This window comes from Streptomyces sp. NPDC048277 (genome assembly GCF_040652235.1).
Lineage (GTDB): Bacteria > Actinomycetota > Actinomycetes > Streptomycetales > Streptomycetaceae > Streptomyces.
This window is the reverse complement of sequence record NZ_JBEZLQ010000036.1, coordinates 37,117-54,753: the sequence shown is the minus strand read 5'-3', so window position 1 is coordinate 54,753 and position 17,637 is coordinate 37,117. Positions and strand designations below refer to the sequence as shown.

16 protein-coding genes are annotated in these 17,637 nt (G+C 70.9%); 12 read left to right on the top strand and 4 right to left on the bottom strand.

Annotated features, from left to right (window positions below; all coding sequences use genetic code 11):
• Position 1: 1 nt before the first annotated feature.
• Positions 2-1,156, top strand: coding sequence for an acyl-CoA dehydrogenase family protein (locus AB0D85_RS46590; protein WP_362335703.1), 1,155 nt, complete (start codon positions 2-4; stop codon positions 1,154-1,156).
• A 56-nt stretch (positions 1,157-1,212) separates the two neighbouring features.
• On the opposite strand, the gene AB0D85_RS46585 is transcribed toward AB0D85_RS46590, so the two are convergent.
• Positions 1,213-1,920 (bottom strand): TetR/AcrR family transcriptional regulator, encoded by a 708-nt coding sequence (locus AB0D85_RS46585; RefSeq protein ID WP_362335700.1) that lies wholly within the window; start codon positions 1,918-1,920, stop codon positions 1,213-1,215.
• Between the two features lie 129 nt (positions 1,921-2,049).
• On the opposite strand from AB0D85_RS46585, the gene AB0D85_RS46580 reads away from it, so the two are divergent.
• From AB0D85_RS46580 to AB0D85_RS46570, 3 genes are all read left to right on the top strand, one after another.
• Positions 2,050-4,047 carry a dehydrogenase E1 component subunit alpha/beta gene (locus AB0D85_RS46580; RefSeq protein ID WP_362335697.1) on the top strand — a complete coding sequence of 666 codons (1,998 nt, stop codon included), beginning with the start codon at positions 2,050-2,052 and terminating at the stop codon, positions 4,045-4,047.
• 312 nt (positions 4,048-4,359) lie between these two features.
• The gene (locus AB0D85_RS46575) at positions 4,360-5,097 is read left to right on the top strand and encodes a TetR/AcrR family transcriptional regulator (RefSeq protein WP_362335694.1); all 738 of its coding nucleotides are present in this window, start codon (positions 4,360-4,362) and stop codon (positions 5,095-5,097) included.
• Between the two features lie 125 nt (positions 5,098-5,222).
• Positions 5,223-6,164 carry a hypothetical protein gene (locus tag AB0D85_RS46570; RefSeq protein WP_362335691.1) on the top strand — a complete coding sequence of 314 codons (942 nt, stop codon included), beginning with the start codon at positions 5,223-5,225 and terminating at the stop codon, positions 6,162-6,164.
• Positions 6,165-6,238: 74 nt separating this feature from the next.
• Here the strand turns inward: AB0D85_RS46570 and AB0D85_RS46565 are convergent, their stop codons facing one another.
• On the bottom strand, positions 6,239-7,285 hold the full coding sequence (locus AB0D85_RS46565) for a cyclase family protein (protein WP_362335688.1): 1,047 nt from the start codon (positions 7,283-7,285) through the stop codon (positions 6,239-6,241).
• Between the two features lie 192 nt (positions 7,286-7,477).
• Between AB0D85_RS46565 and AB0D85_RS46560 the strand changes: the two genes are divergently transcribed.
• Entirely contained in the window at positions 7,478-7,876 is a 399-nt protein-coding gene (locus tag AB0D85_RS46560) for a nuclear transport factor 2 family protein (protein WP_362335685.1), read from the top strand.
• A 53-nt stretch (positions 7,877-7,929) separates the two neighbouring features.
• On the opposite strand, the gene AB0D85_RS46555 is transcribed toward AB0D85_RS46560, so the two are convergent.
• Positions 7,930-9,591 carry an NAD(P)/FAD-dependent oxidoreductase gene (locus AB0D85_RS46555; protein ID WP_362335682.1) on the bottom strand — a complete coding sequence of 554 codons (1,662 nt, stop codon included), beginning with the start codon at positions 9,589-9,591 and terminating at the stop codon, positions 7,930-7,932.
• 292 nt (positions 9,592-9,883) lie between these two features.
• On the opposite strand from AB0D85_RS46555, the gene AB0D85_RS46550 reads away from it, so the two are divergent.
• The 5 genes from AB0D85_RS46550 (at position 9,884) to AB0D85_RS46530 (ending at position 13,965) form a co-directional block, all read left to right on the top strand.
• On the top strand, positions 9,884-10,276 hold the full coding sequence (locus AB0D85_RS46550; RefSeq protein WP_362335679.1) for a carboxymuconolactone decarboxylase family protein: 393 nt from the start codon (positions 9,884-9,886) through the stop codon (positions 10,274-10,276).
• 115 nt (positions 10,277-10,391) lie between these two features.
• Positions 10,392-11,132, top strand: a complete 741-nt coding sequence (locus AB0D85_RS46545) for an SDR family NAD(P)-dependent oxidoreductase (protein ID WP_362335676.1) — start codon at positions 10,392-10,394, stop codon at positions 11,130-11,132.
• 270 nt (positions 11,133-11,402) lie between these two features.
• Entirely contained in the window at positions 11,403-12,590 is a 1,188-nt protein-coding gene (locus AB0D85_RS46540) for an FAD-dependent oxidoreductase (protein WP_362335673.1), read from the top strand.
• Positions 12,591-12,611: 21 nt separating this feature from the next.
• Entirely contained in the window at positions 12,612-12,806 is a 195-nt protein-coding gene (locus AB0D85_RS46535; protein WP_362335670.1) for a ferredoxin, read from the top strand.
• Between the two features lie 208 nt (positions 12,807-13,014).
• A complete protein-coding gene (locus tag AB0D85_RS46530; protein ID WP_362335667.1) occupies positions 13,015-13,965 on the top strand; it encodes an SDR family NAD(P)-dependent oxidoreductase in 951 nt (316 codons plus the stop codon).
• Between the two features lie 98 nt (positions 13,966-14,063).
• Here the strand turns inward: AB0D85_RS46530 and AB0D85_RS46525 are convergent, their stop codons facing one another.
• Entirely contained in the window at positions 14,064-15,251 is a 1,188-nt protein-coding gene (locus AB0D85_RS46525; protein WP_362335664.1) for an acyl-CoA dehydrogenase family protein, read from the bottom strand.
• Positions 15,252-15,307: 56 nt separating this feature from the next.
• Here AB0D85_RS46525 and AB0D85_RS46520 point away from each other — a divergent pair, with 56 nt between their 5' ends.
• Both AB0D85_RS46520 and AB0D85_RS46515 read left to right on the top strand, forming a co-directional pair.
• The gene (locus AB0D85_RS46520; RefSeq protein WP_362335661.1) at positions 15,308-16,408 is read left to right on the top strand and encodes a CaiB/BaiF CoA-transferase family protein; all 1,101 of its coding nucleotides are present in this window, start codon (positions 15,308-15,310) and stop codon (positions 16,406-16,408) included.
• A gap of 60 nt (positions 16,409-16,468) precedes the next feature.
• Complete coding sequence (locus AB0D85_RS46515; protein ID WP_362335658.1) at positions 16,469-17,617, top strand: thiolase family protein; 1,149 nt, start codon at positions 16,469-16,471, stop codon at positions 17,615-17,617.
• Positions 17,618-17,637 lie beyond the last annotated feature (20 nt).

Sequence of the window (17,637 nt, the reverse complement as noted above, 5' to 3'; positions counted from 1 at the left end):
CATGGATTTCGACCTGCCTGAAGAGACGCAGGCGCTGCAGCAGATGGTCCGCGAGTTCGCCGCTCGCGAGATCACGCCGCACGCGGCCGGGTGGTCGGAGAACGAACAGTTCCCCACCCACATCTTCACCAAGCTCGGCGAACTCGGCCTGATGGGCATGCTCGTGCCCGAGGAGTACGGCGGCGCCGGCTCCGACATGGTGTCCTACGTGGCGGTGATGGAGGAACTGGGCGCGGCCGACCAGTCCGTCGCCTCCACCTGGAACGCGCACTCCACGATCGCCACCCTGCCGCTGCTCGCCTACGGCACCGAGGAGCAGAAGCACCGCTGGCTGGCGCCGCTCGCACGGGGCGAGGCCCTCGGCGCCTTCGGCCTGACCGAGCCCGGCGCCGGCTCCGACGCGGCCGGCATCGCCACCACCGCCCGCCGGGCGGACGGGGGCTGGGTGATCAACGGCACCAAGATGTTCATCACCAACGCCGGTACCGACATCAGCCAGGGTGTGACCCTGCTGGCGGTGACCGGACGGGACGACGAGGGCCGCAAGCAGTTCGCGACGTTCTACGTGCCGACGGACACGCCCGGTTACACCGTGGGCCGCAAGCTGAAGAAGCTCGGCTGGCACGCGATGGACACCCGCGAACTCGTCTTCACCGACTGCTTCGTGCCGGACGACCACCTGATCGGCGAGGAGGGCGGCGGACTGCGCCAGTTCCTCTCCGTACTGGACAAGGGCCGGATCAGCGTGGCCGCGCTCAGCATGTCGCTGGCGAAGGCGGCGCTCGCGCTCGCGATCCAGCACGCCAAGGAACGTGAGCAGTTCGGGCGCCCCCTCGCCGCCTTCCAGGCCGTGGCGCACAAGATCGCCGACATCGGCACGGAGTTCGAGGCCGCCCGGTGGATGGTCTACCGCGCCGCCTGGCTCGCCGACCAGGGCCGCCCGCACGCCACGGAGTCGGCGATGGCGAAGCTGTACGCCTCCGAGGTCGCCAACCGCGCCGCCTCCCAGGCGGTACAGATCCACGGCGGCTACGGGTACATGCGCGAGTCGGAGATCTCCCGCTTCTACGCCGACGCGAAGATCCTGGAGATCGGCGAGGGAACGAACGAGATCCAGCGCAACGTGATCGCCAGGGACCTGGTCCGCCGGGCGTGAGGCCCGGGGCTGCTTCCCCCGGCGGTGGGTGGTACGTCACCCACCGCCGGACCGGATCATCCCCCCACCGCGACCGGCGCCCAGCCGGTCTCCGGGTCGAGCGGAAGTCCGGGCCGCTCGCGCTTGAACGCCTCGGCCCGTTCCTCGACGGCCTCCAGCACGTGGTCGGCCGCCCCGAACCCGCGGAACAGGGTCGCGCAGTACTCGCGGGCGAGGAAGGCCGGATCCCAGGAGCCGTCGGTCCGCACCCATTGGTAGGTGTGATTGTGCAGATTGAGGAATTGCAGGGTCGCCAGCCGGGGCTGGACCGCACGGATCATGTCCTGCTCGGCGGCCTCGGCGAGCACCCCGGCGACGAGCTGCTCGAACTCGGTCCGCTGGCGCAGCACGGTGGCCAGTTCGTCCCCGCTGAGGCTGCGGTAGTCGTGCTCGTAGACCCAGATGTGGTCGAGGCGGCGGAAGATGATCGTCAGCAGCGACTCGGACAGCAGCCGCAGCCGCGTCAGCGGGGACTCGTCGAGCCCGGCGACCTCTCGCGCGCGGTTCAGCAGCGGCTCGAGCACCCGCGACTGGATCTCGATCAGCAGGTTTTCCTTGGAGCCGATGTAGTAGTAGAGCGCGCCCTTGGCGAGCCCGACCGCCCGGCCCAGGTCGTTGACGGAGGTCGCGGCGTACCCCTGGCGGGCGAACAGCTCGGCGGCCGTGTCGACGATCCTCTGGCGTCTGACCTCGAAGTCGGGACCGTGTCCTGGCGGTCGTGGCATCCGCATCTCCCCTTCTCGTGCGGCAGCGCGCCGACAGGATCCCCGGTTCGCTGGACCGACCAGTACATTAAATGATGGCCGAGGCGGTGCCTTTGGCGCATCGCCTGCGTGAGTGTAGCGAGGACGCACATGACTGTGGCACCGCAGATCACCGGCGTGGAATCCACGCATGCGAATGAACTCCTGGAAATGTACCGGCGGATGAGCCGTATCCGCCGGTTCGAGCAGCGGGCCTCGGAGCTCTACAAGGCCACCGAGATTCCGGGCTTCCTGCATTTGTCGATCGGTCAGGAGGCCTCCGCCGTCGGCGCCTGCTGGCCGCTCCGTGCCAGTGACGGGATCACCTCCACCCACCGCGGCCACGGGCATGTGCTGGCCAAGGGCCTGGACGTGGCCCCGATGATGGCGGAGCTGATGGGCAAGGACGCCGGGACCTGCCACGGCCGCGGCGGTTCCATGCACATCGCCGACCCCGGACTGGGCATCTTCGGCGCCAACGGCATCGTCGGCGCGGGCCTGCCGATCGCCGCGGGCGCGGCCACCGCCGCCAAACTGCGTGCCGCCGGCGATGTCGTGGTGGCGTTCTTCGGGGACGGGGCGGTCGCCCAGGGCATGTTCCACGAGGCCGTCAACCTGGCCGCCGTATGGGACCTGCCCGTCGTCTTCCTCTGCGAGAACAACCACTACTCCGAGTTCTCCCCGGCCTCCGAGCAGCACCGGGCCCCGCTCTCCGCCCGGGCCGCCGGCTACGGCATCGGATACGCCCACATCGACGGCAACGACGTGCTGGCCGTGGCCGGGATGATGACCGACGTGGTGGAGCGGATCCGGCAGGGCGGCGGTCCGGTCCTGGTGGAGGCGGAGACCTACCGCTGGCACGGCCACTACGAGGGCGACCCGCAGCGCTACCGCACGGCCGACGAGGTCGCCGAGGCCAAGGAGCGCGACCCGCTGCTGGTGGCCCGCCGGCATCTGGCGGCCGCCGGGGTGAGCGAGGCCCGGGCCGACGCGGTGGACGAGGAGATCGACAAGGAGATCACGGCGGCCGTGGAGTGGGCGAGGAGCCTGCCCGAGCCCGCCCCCGAGACCCTCACCGACTTCGTCTCCGCACCGCGTGCCTACATACCCGAGCCCGCCCCGCTCCCGGCCGACGCCGAGATCTTCCGCTCGATGGACGCCGTACGCCTCGCCCTGGAGCACGAACTCACCGCGGATCCCTCGGTGTTCGTGGCCGGGATCGACGTCGGCGCGGGCGGCAACGTCTTCGGGCTCACCCGCGGGCTCGCGCAGGCGTTCCCCGGCCGGGTCAGGGACACCCCGATCAGCGAGAGCGCCATCCTCGGTACGGCGGTGGGCGCGGCCATGGCCGGCATGAAGCCGGTCGTCGAGATCATGTACATGGATTTCATCGGCGTCTGCCTCGACATGCTGCTCAACCAGGCCGCCAAGCTCCGCTTCATGACCGGCGGACGCGCCTCGATGCCCCTCGTCGTACGCACCCAGTTCGGCGCGGGCCGCTCCTCGGGCAGCCAGCACTCCCAGAGCCTGGAAGCGATCCTGGCGCACATCCCCGGGCTGACCGTGGTCATGCCCTCGACCCCCGCCGACACCTACGGATTGCTCCGGGCCGCCATCCAGGACCCGAACCCGGTCGTGTTCGTCGAGAACCGCCTCCAGTACGGCTTCAAGGGCCCGCGCCCCGCGGCCGACCACCTGATCCCGCTGGGCAAGGCGAAGGTCGTCCGCGAGGGCACCGACATCACGCTCGTCTCCTGGTCCCGGATGGTCCAGGACTGCCTCGCGGCCGCGGAGCTGCTGGCCGCCGAGGGGATCAGCGTGGAGGTCGTCGACCTGCGCACGATCGCCCCGCTGGACCGCGAGACCGTCCTCGCCTCCCTGGCCAAGACCAACCGCCTCGTCATCGCCCACGAAGCGGTACGGGACTTCGGCGTCGGCGCCGAACTGTCCGCCCTCGCCGTCGACGAGGGGTTCTGGCACCTGGACGCCCCCGTCACCCGGGTGGCCCCGCCCGCGATGCCGGCCCCGTACGCGCCGTCCCTGGAGCGCGCCTGGCTGCCCTCGCGTGACACGATCGCCGAGACACTGCGTCGTATCGCCGCGGTCTGAACACGGCGGAGCGGGACGGGGACGCACGACAGAGATGCCTCCGGGAAATCTCCCGGAGGCATCTCTGCTACTGAAGTCCGAAACCGGCCCGGTAGAATCGGCAGGACCCCACGGTCGGACCGGCGGTGATGTATGACCTCACCCGAGTGGACTAAGGGAATTCTAGTGACGCGGAAAGCGTCGGTCAATCATTAGACCGGAAGGTCTAAAACTGTGACGAGCGTGCGTGCGCGACCCGTGGACCCCGGACTGCAATCCAAGATCCGGAACGGCACTTCGATCATCGCGCTCAAACCCCTAGACTGCGGAGTCATGGCAAGACCACCAGGGCACGGACCGGGCTACGAGATCAAGCGGCAGGAGATTATCGACAAGGCGGCCGCACTGTTCGCCAAGAAGGGGTACGCCGCCACCGGTATCGCGGAAGTCGGCGATGTCGCCGGGCTCGCGCGGGGCGCGCTGTACTACTACATCGGCTCCAAGGAGCATCTCCTCGTCGAGATCCAGGACCGGGTGATGCGCCCGATGCTCGCCAACGTGCACCGGATCGCCGCCCTGGACGAGGACCCGGTGCTCCGGCTGCGGATGCTGTCCCAGACCCTCCTGGAGAACATCCTCGCCCGCCTCGACCATGTCTGGGTCTACGAGCACGACTACCGGAACCTGCGCGGGGCCAACCGCTCCCGGCTGCTGGACCAGCGCCGGGAGTTCGAGGACGTCGTCCAGCAGCTGCTGGTGGCGGCCATGGAGGACGGGTCGTTCCGCAAGCTCGATCCGCGGCTCGCCACCCTGCAGTTCCTGAACATGCACAACCACACGTACCAGTGGATCAACCCCGCGGGCGAGTGGGACGCCGGCCACCTCTCGCGCGAGTACTGCGCCACCCTCTTCCGCGGCTTCGCCGGCCCCGGCTACGCGTGCGAAGACCTCGAGGAGCGGATGAGCGAGTTCCTCGCCAAGAGGGAGACCGCCACCCCCGAGCCCATCCGTCACACGCAGGCGGACGGCCCCGCGCCGTCCCCGCGCCGCCGGGCGGCGAAACGCGGCTGATTGCCTGCGTTCCGGGCATTGCCCCGCACTGCTCGGGCCGGGTAGTGTGACCGCGTTTTAATTCGCCGACCGATCGGTCTAATCCCCGCTGGGCAGTGGACGACTGCTCTGCATGTGGAGGATCCATGACTGGACTGACGCGCCAGCCGCCCGAGGTCGACATGCTGGTGATCGGAGCCGGGACGACGGGCCTGTACCAGCTCTACCGCGCCCGGGCCGAGGGCTTCTCCGCACTGCTGCTGGAAGCCGGTCTCGGCGTCGGCGGCATCTGGTACTGGAACAATTCCTTCGAGGCCCGCTTCGAGACCGACAGCGGCATGCGCGGGCACCTGTTCTCGGCCGAGCTGGGAGCGGGGCGCGAGCGGCTGCCCGAGGACGCCGGACAGCCGGAGATCGAGCACTACCTGAACCACCTCGTCGACCGCCACGGGCTGCGCGGTGACATCCGGCTGGGGGCCAGGGTCCGCTCCGCGGTGTACGACGACCCGACGGGGACGTGGTCGGTGCTGACGGGCGGTGGCGCCGCGTACCGGGCGCGCTATGTGGTGGCCGCCACCGGGGCCCTGCCGGTGCCGTTGCCGGAGACCGGCGGCGCGGGGCGGGACAGCGGCGGCGCCGGGGCGTTCAGCGACATCGGTGTGTGCGCGGGCGGCCTCCTCACCGTCGGCGACCGCGCGCTCGGCGGTGCGCTCAGGGGCCTCGGGGTGCGCGGACGGGACGGACTCAGGCTCTCGGGCTACTGGGCCGACGGCCCGCGCAGCTACCTCGGGGTGATGACCGCGGGCTTCCCGAACTTCTTCTTCCCCGGCGGACCGCACGGCGTGCCCGACGATCCCCGGCACCCGGGCGACCAGGTGGACTTCGTCACCGGAGCGCTCCTGCACGCGCGCGACAGCGGGCGTGAGGTCGTGGAGGTGGGACTCGCGGCCGAGGAGGAATGGACGGACCTGGTGCGCAGCACGCTGGTGTCGTCCCTCCTGGGCGACGGCAGACCGCGGGAATCCGCGGCGACCGCCGGCGACCGGTTGGGCGCCTTCATCTTCTCGGAGGCCGGCCGGGCCGCCTGAGGCCTGGCACGCCGATGCCCCAGAACGGAGTTCTGGGGCATCGCGGCGTCATGGGCGGGAGGCCGCCCGCGGCGTCAGACGGTGGCGACCGGGGTGAGCGGACTTCCCTGGGTGCCGGGAAGGTTGAGCGGGGGCGCGGTGAGGAGGAAACGGCTGCGGTTGTGTTCGCGCAGCCAGGCGGCGAGGTCGTTCAGGTACCACAGCTCGCCGAGCGGGACACCGAGTTTGAACAGGCAGAGGTGGTGGATGGGCAGCAGGGTGTGACGGCCCTGGGCCTGGGTGACACCGACGCCCTCGACGGCGTAGTTGTCGGAGATCAGCGCCGAGATCTGGCTGTCGGCGATCCACTGCAGCAGATCGGGGTCGTCGGCGTCGAGGTAGGCGGCGGTCTGGTGGATGGCGACCGGGTCGGGGTTCTTGTTCCAGGCGAGGACCTGGGTGGCGAAGCCCGTGTGGAGCAGCAGCATGTCGCCCGGTTCCACGGTCACGTTGTCCGCGGCCATGATGTCCTGCAGCTGCTTGAAGCTGACGGCCTGGTAGCCGGTGCCGAGGTGGTGGGCGATGTCGATGAGGACACCGCGGCCCTGGACGCCGTGCTCGGCCATGTGCTCAAGACCCAGGTGGCGGGCGAAGCTCTTGCTGCCGCTGTCGTCGCCCTTGGCGTCGTCCTGCGGGCCGACGAGGTCGGAGCCGGGCCGGTAGCCGTTGTAGTACACCGGCTCGTCGGTGCCGTCGGCGTCGGCGTCGAACTCGGCGCCCTGGTGGGCGAGGGAGTCCCACTGGGTGGAGTACTGCAGCCACAGGGTCACCACGTCGTCGGACCACACGTCGATCAGCGAGGGGTCGATCTGCTCGCGGGCGACGACGTTGTAGAAGACGTCCTGGTTGTGGGCGAGGTCCTCCGTGGGGCGGAGAATCGGCGGGTAACGGCGCTGGTTGAGGGCGGTTCCACCGGGATAGTCGAGCGGCAGGCTCAGGCTGAAGGTGATGCCGTGCTCGACCTCGCGCACACCCTGGAGGACCTTCTCGGGGGTGAGCAGGTTGATCCGGCCCAGCTCGTCGTCCTCGCCCCAGTCGCCCCAGGTCGAGCCCGGCGGCCGCTGCTTCCAACGCTTCGTCACGATAAACGCCTCCTCTGTCGACGTCCCTGTCGACTGTTGCCGTCATGCTATTGAGTTTGTACCACTCGGTCAATGAAATCCGTCATTGCTTTCCGGCTACTCGATCACCTTTTCCCTGCACGGCAATAGACTGCCCGGTCGAAATGAGGTACACCATGCTCTGCAAGCAACCGTCAGGACTGGGAGCCATCCATGAGCGAGACCTCTTACGCCGAGATCGTGGCCGGTGTGCGTGCCACCATCGGCGCGCACACCCAGGCGCAGGACGCCGGCCGCACCGACGAGATCGTGGCCCTGTACACGCCCGACGCCGTCCTGGAGGTGCCGGGCGTCGACCCCCTGGAGGGACGCGAGGCGATCCGCCAGGCGTTCAAGGGGTGGGAGCCCACGCTGCCCCAGCTCCACATGGTGAGCAACACGCTGGTGACCCCGGCCGGCGAGGACGAGGCGACCGCGGTGAGCGATGTCGTCTTCCTCCAGCGCGGCGAGTCGGGCTGGGCGGTGCAGATCACCGGCCGTTACGTCGACACACTGCGCCGGGCCGACGGGAAGTGGCTCTTCCTGCGCCGGACCACCAGCTACCAGGTCTGAGCGGGTCGATGCCGGGCCGGCCTCCGGGCCGGCCCGGCATCGTCGTGACCGGATCAGGCGTCGGCCGCGGTGCCCGTCCTGGAGAGATCGAAGGTGTTGAAGTCGTTCTCCTTGACCTCGCCGATCAGCTCCTGGAGCTTCCAGCGGCCGGTGGGGTTCAGCAGCTGGCTGACCGCCTTGCCCGGGATGTTGGCCCCGTAGAAGTAGCTGGCCTTCTGGAAGATCGAGAAGCTCTCGGGGCTGTTCATGAGGTCGGTCCACTCCTTCTCCGCGGACGCCTTGACCTCGATCACGTCGTAGCCGTAGTCGCGTGCGTGGACGATGGCGTCGTGCGTGAAGTCCGCCTGGTCGCCCGCGTACCGGGGGTTGTTGCCGAGCGCGCCGTGCGGGCCGCCGGGGAAGAAGAAGTTGGGGAAACCCGCCGTCGCGACACCGAGGTAGGTGCGCGGGCCGTTCGCCCAGTACTCCTCCAGCGCCAGGCCCTGCCGTCCGCGCACCCCCAGCCGGTTGAGCGCCCCGGTGCCGAAGTCGTAGCCGGTGCCCCAGATGACGATGTCGTACTCGCGCAGTCCCTCGGAGGTCTCGATGCCCGTCTCGGTGAACCGGACGATGGGCTCCTCCGGGAGGGAGACGAGGGAGACGGACGGCTTGTTGTACGCCTCGAAGTAGCCGGTGCCGAACGGAGGGCGCCGGGCGCCGTAGCCGCCGTCCTTGGGGACCAGGTTCTCCGCCGTCACGGGGTCCTTGACGATGCTGCGGATCTTCCCCGCCATGAAGTCGCACCACTCGGCGTTGATCTCCGGGTTGTACGTCATGTCGCGGTAGTGCTCGGTCAGCTTGGTGAAGCCCGGGCTGTTCCAGATCTTCTCGTAGAACTCCTGGCGGTCCTCGGCGCCGACCTCGGAACCGCTCACCGGGTTCATGGCGTGCAGGAAGCCGCTGGGGGAGGTGTTGAGGGTGTCCCGGATCCGTTCGAAGTCCGCCTTCAGGGAGGCCTGTTCCTCGTCGGTGATCGGCCGGTTGTTGAGCGGCGTGACCCAGTCCGCCTTCATCTGGTAGACGGTGAGGCAGGCCACGTCGTCCGCGATGGCCGGCACGACCTGGACGCCGCTGGAGCCCGTCCCGACGAGCGCCACGCGCTTGCCGGTGAAGTCGATGGGCTGCTTGGGCCAGCGGCTGGTGTGGTACTGCTCGCCCCTGAAGTCCTCGCGGCCCTTGATGGCGGGGATGAACGGCACCGACAGGTTTCCGGTGGCGGCGACGACGAACCGGCTCCTGACCGTCGTCCCGTTCTCGGCCGTCACGGTCCAGGTGCCGGTCCCCTCGTCGAAGACGGCCGAGGCCACCTTCGCGTTGAAGACGATGTCACGGCGCAGGTCGAAGCGGTCGACCACGTAGTTGAAGTAGCGCTCGATCTCCGGCTGTCCGGCGTACTGCTCGGTCCACTCCCACTCCTCCCACAGCTCCTTGGAGAAGAGGTAGCCGTAGGTGTAGCTCTCGGAGTCGAAGCGCGCCTCGGGGTAGCGGTTCCAGTACCAGACGCCGCCGACGCCGCTGCCGGCTTCCAGCAGCTTCGCCGAGAGGCCCGCCTCGCGGGCCAGGTACAGCTGGTAGATGCCGGTGACGCCCGCGCCAATGACCACGACATCCAGCAGGCCGGCCGGATCGGCCTGGCCTCCGGGTGCCGCTGTCGTCGTGTTCGTCGTGTTGCTCATCTGCCCTCCACAGTGCACAGGTGGGCTGCTCCGCCCGCGTGAGCCCGAGTTTGTTAATTCGACCGATCGATCGAATATTGAGGCGAGAGTAGAGCAGGGTCCTGGCTCGATCAATGGCCGCGCAGCAGGGAGGCGGCCTTCGAATGGTGTCGATCTCGCGCCGTGTGCCCGTCCCGGCCGCGCGGCGCCCCGCTCGACAGGCGAATGCTGTCGTGGACGTTGATTATACCGACCGATTGGTCTAACTTTCCCTCCGGGGGCGGACACAGCGTTGTGCCAACAGGAGTCGCACATGACGGCCACGAATGCAGAAGAGCCGACCGACCTGCGCGAAGCGGGACTCAAGGCCATGCGAGACGCGCTGCCGGGCGTGTTCCCCGAAGGGGACATCGACCTGCGGGACGGACGTCTCGGAGAAGAACTCGTCGAGATCGGCCTGACCAGCGTGTGGGGCGCGCTGTGGGCTCGTGACGGGCTCAGCCCGCGCGACCGCAGCCTGGTCACCCTGGGCCTGCTCATCGCGCTGGGGGCCGAGACCGAGTTGCGGACCCACTTCCGCGTCGGCCTCACCAACGGCCTCACCCGCGAGGAGATCGCCGAGGTCATCTACCACGCCAGTGGTTACGCGGGCTTCCCGGCCGCGACGGCGGCACGCACCGCCGCCCGGGAGGCACTCCCCGACTGACGGCGCGCGACGCCCCGCGCGGCGTCGCACGAACCCACGGGGACGAACCACCAGCCACGCGAGCGCGGCCCGGTCAGGGACGGTCGCGAGGCGTCACGCAAGATGAGGAGCACGCATGTCACTGCAAGGAAGAGTCGCCGTCGTCACCGGCGGTGCCCGCGGAATCGGGCAGGCCGTCGCGACCGTGCTGGCCGCCCGGGGCGCGTCGGTCGCCGTCTGGGACCTGAACCTCGAAGGCGCGGAGAAGACCGTCGCCGAGATCCAGGAGGCGGGCGGTACGGCGATCGCCGTGGGCGGCGACGCGGCCGACGCCGGCGCCGTCGCCGAGGCGGCCGTCCGGACCCGGCAGGAGCTGGGGCCCGTCGCGATTCTCGTCAACAACGCGGGGATCACCGCCTACCAGCCCTTCACGAGCATCGCGGAGGACGCCTGGGACCGGATGATCGGGGTCAATCTGAAGGGCCCGTTCCTGGTGACGAAGGAGCTGGTGCCGGACATGCTGGCGGCGGGCTGGGGGCGGATCGTGAACATCTCGTCGTCGTCCGCGCAGACCGGGGCTCCCGCGATGGCCCACTACGCGGCCTCCAAGGGCGGGGTCATCGGGCTGACCCGGGCGCTGGCGATCGAGTACGCCGACAAGGGCATCACCGTCAACCACGTCCCGCCCGGCTTCATCGACACCCCGCTCGCCCGGCAGGGTCCCGTCGACATCGACGCCGCCGCGGCGCACATGCCGATGAAGCGGGCCGGCCGGCCGGAGGACGTCGCCTACGCGGTGGCCTACCTCGCCTCGGAGGAGGCCGCCTATGTGACCGGCCAGACCCTCAGCACCAACGGCGGGCGCTACCTCGTCTGACGCGGGCGGGTCCGGGGTCGCGCGGTGACGCCGGCGGGTCCGGCCGCAGCGCGGCGACGCCGGCCCGGCACGGGGGACCGGGCCGGCCTCCTCAGGGGCGGGTGACCCCATGGATCTCTCCACCCCTATTCATTGTTTCGACCGGTAAGTATAAGTTACGTGGCACGGCTGCGCGAAGCTGCATCGGAGTGACGGTATGAGGATCGAGCACGGTTTCCCGGACGGCGGCCACCGGCCGCCCGCCCGGCCGACGGCCGCCGGGGTGGGCGCATGACCGCCCCCGCACGGCTCCTGGTGGTGGGCGCCTCGGCGTCCGGGCTCACCACCGTGGAGGCCGTCAGGCGCAAGGGGTACTCCGGTGAGGTCGTCGTGATCGGCGACGAGCCGCACGCGCCCTACGACCGGCCGCCCCTGTCGAAGCAGGTCCTCTCCGGCGCATGGGAGGCGGAACGGGCGACGCTGCGGACGGACGAGGTCCTCTCGGGTCTCGACGCCGACTTCGTGCTCGGTGAGGAGGCGGTCGCCCTCGACGTGCCGACCCGCACCGTGCGGACGGCGGCCGGGCGCGAGCTGTCCGCGGACGCGGTCGTGATCGCCACCGGTGTCCGGGCCCGTGCCCTGCCCGGGCAGGACGGCCTGGCCGGCGTGCACGTACTGCGCAGTCTCGACGACGCCCTGGCCCTCAAGACGGACCTGCGGCCCGGGGCCCGGCTGGTCGTGGTCGGCGAGGGGGTGCTGGGATCCGAGATCGCGGCCACCGCGTGCGCGCTCGGGCTGGACGTCACCCTCACCGGGCCGCTGGACGCGCCGATGGCCCTGCAGGTGGGCCCGATGGTCTCCGGGCTGCTGGCCGACCTGCACCGCGAGCGCGGCGTACGGCTGCGGCTCGGCGCGGGCTGCGCGGGGCTGACCGGCCGGGACGGCCGGGTCACCGGAGTCGAGCTGACCACCGGGGAGACCCTGCCCGCCGATGTCGTGGTCGTCGCGATCGGCGCCGCCCCGGCCACGCAGTGGCTGGCGGACAGCGGACTCGCCCTCGACAACGGCGTGGTGTGCGACTCCCGGTGCCGAGCGGCCGACGGGATCTACGCGGTCGGCGACGTGGCCCGGTTCCACCACGAGGGCTACGGCCGGCTGGTCCGGCTGGAGAACCGTACGAACGCCACCGAGCAGGCGGCGGCCGTCGCCGCGGTGATCCTCGGCGAGGACCGCCCGTACGCGCCGGTGCCGTACTTCTGGACCGACCAGTTCGACGCGAAGCTCCAGGTGCACGGCATGCTCCCGGCCGACGCCGAGGTGGAGATCGTCGAGGGCGAGGTGGCCGCCCGGCGGTTCGTCGCCCGGTACACCAGCGACGGCGTCGTGACCGGCGTCCTCGGCTGGAACATGCCCAAGCAGACGCGGCTGCGCCGCCAGGAGGTCGTCGACGGCCTCCACACCCCGGTCTCCACCCCCTGAACCCCAACCAGGAGAAGCGCCATGAAGGTTGTCATCGACGAAGAGAAGTGCTGCGCCGCCGGACAGTGTGTCGCCGCCGCCCCGGACGTCTTCGACCAGCGTGACGAGGACGGCATCGTCGTCCTGCTGAACGAGACCCCGGGTCCGGAGCTGGCGGACGACGTCCGCAACGCGGCCGCCGTGTGCCCCGCACTCGCGATCCGCGTCGAGGAGTGACCGCCCGCCTTCGCACGGAAGGCGCCGACTGCCGGGGTCCGGGGCCCCGGCAGCCCCCCCCACACACACCTGGCACGCAGCCCGTGCCACCGCTACTCCCGCCGCCGACCGGCGGCGGGCGCACCACATATGACAGTTCGCCAGAGCCGGGGCCGGTGCTCCTCCACCGGCGCTTCACGGGACAAGCGCAGTACGACAGGAGTCGTCGATGGACCAGTTGAGCTTCGAAGGACGGGTGGCCGTCGTCACGGGGGCGGGCCGGGGGATCGGCCGCGCCCACGCCCGGCTGCTGGCAGAGCGGGGGGCCAAGGTCGTCGTCAACGACCTCGGCGGATCGATGGCGGGCGAGGGCACGGACGCCGGCCCGGCGCAGAAGGTGGTCGACGCGATCGTCGCGGCCGGCGGCGAGGCCGTCGCCGACACCCATGACGTCTCCACGGAGGCGGGCGGCAAGGCCATCGTCGACGCCGCCCTGGAGGCCTTCGGCCGGATCGACATCGTCGTGAACAACGCGGGCATCATCCGGTGGGCCGGACTGCCCGAGGTGGACCTGGACAACCTCGAACGCCATCTCGCCGTCCACCTGCTGGGTTCCTTCAACACCATGAAGGCCGCCTGGCCGCACTTCGTCGAGCAGGGCTACGGGCGGGTCGTGCTGACGACCTCCGCCGGCGTCTTCGGGCTCGACAACAACCTCTCCTACGCCGCGGCCAAGGGCGGGGTGATCGGCCTGGCCCGCAGCGCGCGCCTCGCCGGCGAGGCCCACGGCATCAAGGTGAACGTGATCGCCCCGGCCGCGCTGACCCGGATGGGCGGCATCGAGGACGAGGCCGCCGCCGACGCGGCCGCCCAGCAGGCCGGTATGACCTCGGAGGCGGTGTCCCCGATGGTCGCCTACCTCGCGCACGAGGACTGCCCGGTCAACGGCGAGATCTACGCGGCGGGCGCGGGCCGGTTCTCCCGCTTCTTCATCGGTTCCACGCCGGGCTATGTGCACGAGGGCGGGCTCGCCTCCGTCGAGGACGTCGCCGGGAACTGGGACGCCATCAACGACGAGAAGGGCTACTACGTGCCGTCCGACCTGATGGCCTGGACGGGCGCGTTCCTCGGGCACCAGTTCGCCGAGAAGCCCGGCACCGAGGGCACCGAGGCCTCGTAGCCCGCAGCCGCGCGCCCTCGCCGGCGCTCGGACCTCGGACCTCGGATTTCGGACCGAGAGGGGGCACCCCGCTGGGTGGCGCGGGCGCCCCCTCTCACTCATGCCTGCCGGTCCGGCCTCGGCCCCGCCAGGTCCCGGCCGATGATCTCCTTCATGATCTCGGTGGTTCCCCCGACGATGGTCTGCACCCGCGCGTCCGCGTAGGCCCGGGAGATCCGGTACTCGTCCATGTAGCCGTAACCGCCGTGCAGTTGGAGGCAGGCGGCGACCACCCGGTTCTGGAGTTCGGTGGCCCACCACTTGGCCTTGGCCCCGGTGACCGCGTCGAACGTGCCCTCGTTGAGGTCGAGGATGCAGCGCTCCAGGTAGCCGCGTGTCACCTCGACCTCCGTCGTCAGCTCGGCGAGCCGGAACCGGGTGTTCTGGAAGTCGACGAGCCGCCGCCCGAACACCTGCCGCTCCCGCGTGTACTCCACCGTCCAGCGCACCGCCGCCTCGGCCGCCGCCACCGCACGCCAGGCGATGGACAGCCGCTCCAGCGGGAGCTGGGCGGTGAGCTGCCCGAACCCTGCCCCCTCCTCGCCCAGCAGTGCCCCGGCGGGCAGCCGCAGGTCGTCGAAGTACAGTTCCGCGGTGTCCTGGGCGTGCAGGCCCAACTTCTTGAGTTTCGGCCCCCGTTGGAAACCCGGCGCGGTCGACGGCACGAGGAACAGGGAGAGCCGGGCCCGGCCGGACGCCTCCCCGGTGCGGGCGGCCACGATCACCAGGTCCGAGCTGGAGCCGCTGGTGATGAAGGTCTTGGCGCCGTTCAGGACCCAGTCGGCACCGTCCCGCCGGGCCTCGGTGCGGATGCCCCGCAGATCGCTCCCGCCGCCCGGCTCGGTCATGGCGATCGAGGTGACCACCTCGCCCGCGGCCATCCCCGGCAGCCACTCCGCCTGCTGCTCCTCGGTCCCGAACCGCACCAGGTACGAGGCGACGATGTCCTCGTTGATGGCGAAACCGGAGGCCAGCGCCGCCGCCCCCACCTCGGCCAGCTCCTCCTGGATCACACAGCGGAAGCGGTAGTCGGCGGAGCCCGCGCCCCCGAACCGCTCGGGGACGCGCAGCCCCAGCGCGCCCGCCGACGCCGCGGCCTTCCATACCGAGCGGTCGACGAGACGTGCCTCCTCCCACTCCTCCAGATACGGCACCACCGAGCGTTCCACCAGGCTGCGCACGGTCCGGCGGAAGGCTGCGTGGTCGTCCTCGTAGAAGGCGTACGGCATCGGCTGCTCCCGGGTCATTATCTAAATCCGTTAACTGATATACCCTATGGCGTCGAGTCATCATAGGAGGACCGATGTCACCGGTTCCACCCCTCGGCGGGTTGCGGGTCCTGGAGTTCCTCGGCCTCGGTCCGGGGCCGTTCGCCGGCATGCTGCTGGCCGATCTGGGGGCCGATGTCCTCGCCGTGGCCCGGCCGTTCGCCACCCGGCCCGCGCTGGTGGAGAACCGTCCCGTCGTCGAACTCGACGTCAAGTCGGCCGAGGGCCGCGAGCAGGCGCTGCGGCTCGCCGCGAACTGCGACGTCCTGATCGAGGGCTTCCGCCCCGGCGTCATGGAACGGCTGGGACTGGGCCCGGACGACGTCCGCGACCGCAATCCGCGGCTGGTCTACGCCCGGATGACCGGCTGGGGACAGCACGGCCCGCTCGCGCCCGCCGCCGGGCACGACATCAACTACATAGCGGTCACCGGGGCGTTGCACCACGCCGGCCGGCGGGGAGAGGTACCCGCGCCGACCGCCAACCTGCTCGGGGACTTCGGCGCCGGCGGCATGTACCTGGTGACGTCCGTCCTGGCCGCACTCTACGAGCGCGCCCGGACCGGAGCGGGCCGGGTGCTCGACGTGGCCATCGTGGACGGCACGACCTACCTCACGACGATGCTGCACGAGTACCGGACCCGGGGCACCTGGTCGGACACCGCCGGCACCAACCGGCTGGACACCGGGGCGCCCTACTACGACGTCTACCCCTGCGCCGACGGCGGTCATGTCGCGATCGGCGCCCTGGAGGCACCGTTCTTCGCCGCGCTGGCCGAACTGCTCGGACTCGACCCCGCCTGGACCGGCGTCCGCGAGGACCCCGCCCGCTGGCCCGAGCTGCGCCGGGACATCGCCGCGGCCCTGCTGCGGCGCACCCGGGACGAATGGGCGGACGCCGCCGCGGGCACCGACGCCTGCCTGACCCCCGTACTGAACCTGGCCGAGGCGGCCGGTCACCCGCACCTGCGGGCGAGAGGCGCCCTGGTGCCCGCGCCGGGCGGACTGCCGGGCTGGCGGCCGACCCTGGGCGGCGGACCGCCGGTGCCCGCCCGGCCGGCCGGGGGAGCGGCCGTGCGGCCGGTGGCGGAGGCGCTCCACCGGTGGGGCGCGGCGGAGAACGGCACGGACAGCTGACCCGAGTGCCCGTGCGAGGGCCGCCGGGCGACGGAACCTGTGAAGTGGGAGCGAGGAGAGATGACGGCACGTCAGGCAGTGATCGTGGACGCGGTTCGCACCCCGATCGGGAAGCGCAACGGATCACTGAGCGAGGTCCATCCCGTGGACCTGTCGGCGGTGGTCCTGCGCGCACTGGTCGACCGGACGGGGATCCCGCCGGAGTACGTCGAGGACGTGATGTGGGGCTGCGTCACGCAACTGGGCGACCAGTCCAGCAACATCGCCCGGTTCACCACCCTCGCGGCCGGCTGGCCCGAGAGCATTCCGGGAGTCACCTTCAACCGGGCCTGCGGATCCGGCCAGCAGGCCATCGAGTCGGCGGTGCACGCCGTCGTCGCGGGCGCCTACGACTGGGTGGTCGCGGGCGGAGTCGAGACCATGTCGAGGGTCCCGCTCGGCGCCGCCCGCGCGACCGGACTCCCCTACGGCCGGACCGTACTGGACCGCTACGGCACCGACCGCCTGGACCAGGGCACCGGCGCCGAGATGATCGCCCGCAAATGGGGGCTGAGCCGGCAGCGGCTCGACGAATACGCCTCCCGCTCACACGAGTTGGCCGCCGCGGCCATCGACGAGGGAGTCCTGGACGACCAGTTGGCGGCCGTGCCGGCCGCCCCGGACCTCACCCACGACGAGGGGCTGCGCCGCGGCACCTCGCCCGAGACCCTGGCCAGGCTGAAGCCCTCGTTCCAGGAGGACGGCGTGATCCACGCGGGCAACGCCTCCCAGATCTCCGACGGAGCCGCCGCGCTGCTCATCACGACCGACGAGCTGGCCCGCCGGCACGGACTGCGGCCGCTGGCGACCATCCGCGCGGGCGCCGTCGTCGGGGACGACCCGGTGATGATGCTGACCGCCCCCATCCCCGCCACCCGCAAGGTCCTCGACCGGGCCGGCCTGACGATCGACGACATCGGCGCCTTCGAGGTCAACGAGGCCTTCGCACCCGTACCCCTGGCCTGGCAGACCGAGCTGAAGGCCGACCCCGACCGGGTCAACCCCCTCGGCGGCGCCATCGCGGTCGGACACCCGCTGGGCGCCTCCGGTGCCGTCCTCGCCACCCGGCTGCTGCACCACATGCGCCGCGAGGGCATCCGGTTCGGGCTGCAGACCATGTGCGAGGGCGGCGGCACCGCCAACGCCACCGTCTTCGAACTGGCCGACTGACATGGGCGGCACACCGACCG